Annotated in this window: 2 protein-coding genes and 1 pseudogene; 2 read left to right on the top strand and 1 reads right to left on the bottom strand. The window is 56.9% G+C overall.

Annotation, left to right across the window (positions count from 1 at the left end; translation table 11 throughout):
- Nucleotides 1-478, top strand: a pseudogene (locus RTY00_RS22860) (mannosyltransferase); the annotation flags it as partial.
- A 4-nt stretch (nt 479-482) separates the two neighbouring features.
- Here RTY00_RS22860 and RTY00_RS22855 read toward each other — a convergent pair.
- Nucleotides 483-1,337, bottom strand: a complete 855-nt coding sequence (locus RTY00_RS22855; RefSeq protein WP_179452404.1) for a helix-turn-helix transcriptional regulator — start codon at nt 1,335-1,337, stop codon at nt 483-485.
- Between the two features lie 115 nt (nt 1,338-1,452).
- Between RTY00_RS22855 and RTY00_RS22850 the strand changes: the two genes are divergently transcribed.
- Nucleotides 1,453-2,862: an MFS transporter gene (locus tag RTY00_RS22850; RefSeq protein WP_312666459.1), complete on the top strand. Its 1,410-nt coding sequence runs from the start codon at nt 1,453-1,455 to the stop codon at nt 2,860-2,862.
- Nucleotides 2,863-2,984 lie beyond the last annotated feature (122 nt).

The following is a 2,984-nucleotide window of genomic DNA, read 5'->3' as shown; positions in this document are numbered from 1 at the left end:
CCTGGCCGCGCCGAAAAATAACGCCTTTATTGCGCGCTGGCTGCATTTTTTCCGGCCGATTGTGGAAGTAGGCGCCGATGAATTTTTCCGTCGTCTGCTCGCGCTGCCTGATTACGAAACCATTGTTCAGGGCATCACGCCACCGGATTATCTGGTGGTGTATATCGCGCAGCAGCAGGCGTTGCGTGAGAACAATCAGTACAATTTCTACCTGCGTAAATGCGAGGCCAGCGCCTTGCTGTATCAAAGTCTGGTGGAGTGGCGGCCGGTGAAGCTGAGCCGCATGCTGATGGTGGATCGTCTGCCAGCAGTGTTGCCGCCGCTGACCAAACTGACGGGATTTGATCGCAAATATCTCGACACCAATCTGAAATATGGCGTGGTGAACAAAGACAGCTTATTGGGCCAGATTCTGTTAACCAGCCAGAAAGGCGCCCGCCCGCAGACACCGCTTCCAGCGCTGACCAGCAAGGCATAATACATCAGGGATTGATCAGCTGTTGCAGTGCCGCGGCGCTGGTTTCATCGTCCGGCACATACACCAGCAGGCGATCGCCGTTGCGCGACGCTGACCACCAGTTATTTTGCCGCAGCGTCAGTTCACCCACTTCGTCGCGGTAAAAACGTTTCACGCGATTCTCAACCTGGCCCAATTCATAGCGCTGCCAGGTGTGCGCAAACTCATCTGAACTGTTTAGCAGGCGGGCAAGAAAGCTTTCCCAGTGCGGATCGCCAAGGTGCTCGCCCATCTGCCCGCGAAACATCGCCACCATCTGTGGCATCACTTCATCCCAGTCGTTCAGCGCTTTGCGCCATGCGGGATGATTGAAGGCCAGCCAGATACAATTGCGATCTTCCAGCGCGATCTCGGCTAAATCGACGCCCATTAAGGCACACCACGCAGCGTTGTAACCGAGAATATCAAAGCGCGGCGTTTCGATAATCGCCGGTAGCTGGATAGCGTCGAGCATCTGTTGATTGTGCGCGGCAATTTTGCAGCAGGCCGCTACCACGCGCACCGAAGGCAACGCATGCCCGGCAAGCGAAAACAGGTGCTGCGTTTCCACATCGTTGCACTGCAACGCGCTGGCAATCGCCGTCAGCGTTTTCGGCGAGGCTTTAATATCACGTCCCTGTTCCAGCCACGTATACCAGGTCACGCCCACATCCGCTAACTGCGCGACTTCTTCACGACGTAAACCCGGCGTGCGGCGATGGCGCATGCGCGGCAAACCGAGCCGATTGGGATCGAGGTTTTCGCGGCGCGTGCGCAGAAAAGTACCAAGTAATTTGCGGTTGTTTTGTTCGGTGGTAACAGGCGCGGATGCCAGGCTCATAAGCAGATCCTTCGACAAGACGGGTAGTATTTATACCATGATAAACAAGAACTGGTACCCGTTTAAGGGTTAGGTGATGCTATGCCGTACTGACAGCAAAAACAAGGTAAAACCGATGCAGACATCGCAACTTCAACGCACAGGATTGATGGTCCTGCTTGCCGGGCAGCTGCTGCCCATGATTGATTTTTCTATCGTTAACGTAGCGTTAGACGCGATGGCCCACACGCTGCAGGCCACGGCGATCGAGCTGGCGCTGATCGTCGCGGTCTACGGCATCGCCTTTGCCATCTGCCTGGCGATGGGCGGGCGGCTCGGTGACAATTATGGCCGCCGCCGCGTGTTCCTCACCGGAGTATGGATCTTCGGTATTGCATCTTTATTATGCGGCATCGCCAACAGTGTCGGCCTGTTGATGTTTGCCCGCGCGCTGCAAGGCGTGGGCGCGGCCTTTATCGTGCCGCAAATTCTCGCCACGCTGCACATTACGTTGAAGGGCAGAGCGCATGCGCGCGCCATAGGTTTGTACGGCGGCATTGGCGGGCTGGCATTTATCATCGGTCAGGTGCTGGGTGGATTTCTTATCAAAGCGGATATCGGCGGTTACGGCTGGCGCAGCGTATTCCTGATCAATTTGCCGATTTGCCTGTTTGTGCTGATCACCGCGCGCCGCTTTGTGCCGGAAACGCAGAACACCCAACGCGTGCCGGTGGATGTCAGCGGCACCTTGCTGCTGGCAGGCGCGATTGGCTGCCTGATGCTGGCACTGGCGCTCGGTCCGCTGCTGCATTGGTCGTGGCCGTGCATCTTGCTGCTGGTGCTGTTCCCGCTGTTTCTGCATCGTTTGCGCCAGAGTTCGCTGCGTCTGGAAGCGGCCAACGGCGCGCCGCTGTTGCCGCCGTCACTGCTGCGTCTGCCGAGCGTGCGATTTGGTCTAACGCTGGCGGTGCTGTTCTTCTCCTGCTGGAGCGGCTTTATGTTCTCAGTGGCGTTGACGCTGCAAGCCGGTTTAGGACTGACAGCGTTTCAGTCCGGGAATGCATTTATCGCGCTGGGCGTGGCCTATTTTATCGGGGCGATGCAATCGACGCGTATCGTTGAGCGTTTAGGTAAGCGCGGTGCCTTGCTGATGGGCTGCGGCATTCAGATGGTTGGTTTGCTGGCCTTGATCGCCACGCTGCAACTCGCATGGCCGCAGGTCGGTATCTTCACACTGATCCCCGCGACGGTACTAATTGGCTTTGGTCAGTCGTTTATTGTCAGCACCTTCTACCGTATTGGCATGAGCGGCGTGCCGCATCATCAGGCGGGCGCGGGCAGCGCAGTGCTTTCAACGGTGCAGCAGTCGGCGTTGGGTTTAGGCCCGATGCTGCTGGGCGGCGTATTCACACAGATCTACACGCACGGCAATCATCTGGCTGCGATCACCGGTGCGCTCGGCGTTGAGCTGGTGATGATGGCATTGCTGGTGATTTTCACCAGCCTCAATCGCCGTACGTTTCAGCCGGTAACGGCGGAAGGGTAATTCTTGTGAGCAGATTTCAGCAGGAGCGTTCCACCTTATTGTAAAACAACCGAAAATCCGTGAGTCGCGCTGAATTTACCTTTGGCTCAGCGGTCTTTTTTCCGGAACATATCGCCGCAGTT

Source organism: Pantoea sp. CTOTU49201 (assembly GCF_032054795.1).
Classification (GTDB): Bacteria; Pseudomonadota; Gammaproteobacteria; order Enterobacterales; family Enterobacteriaceae; genus Pantoea; species Pantoea symbiotica.
The sequence above is the reverse complement of the archived record's forward strand: the minus strand, read 5'-3'. Positions and strand labels throughout refer to the sequence as shown.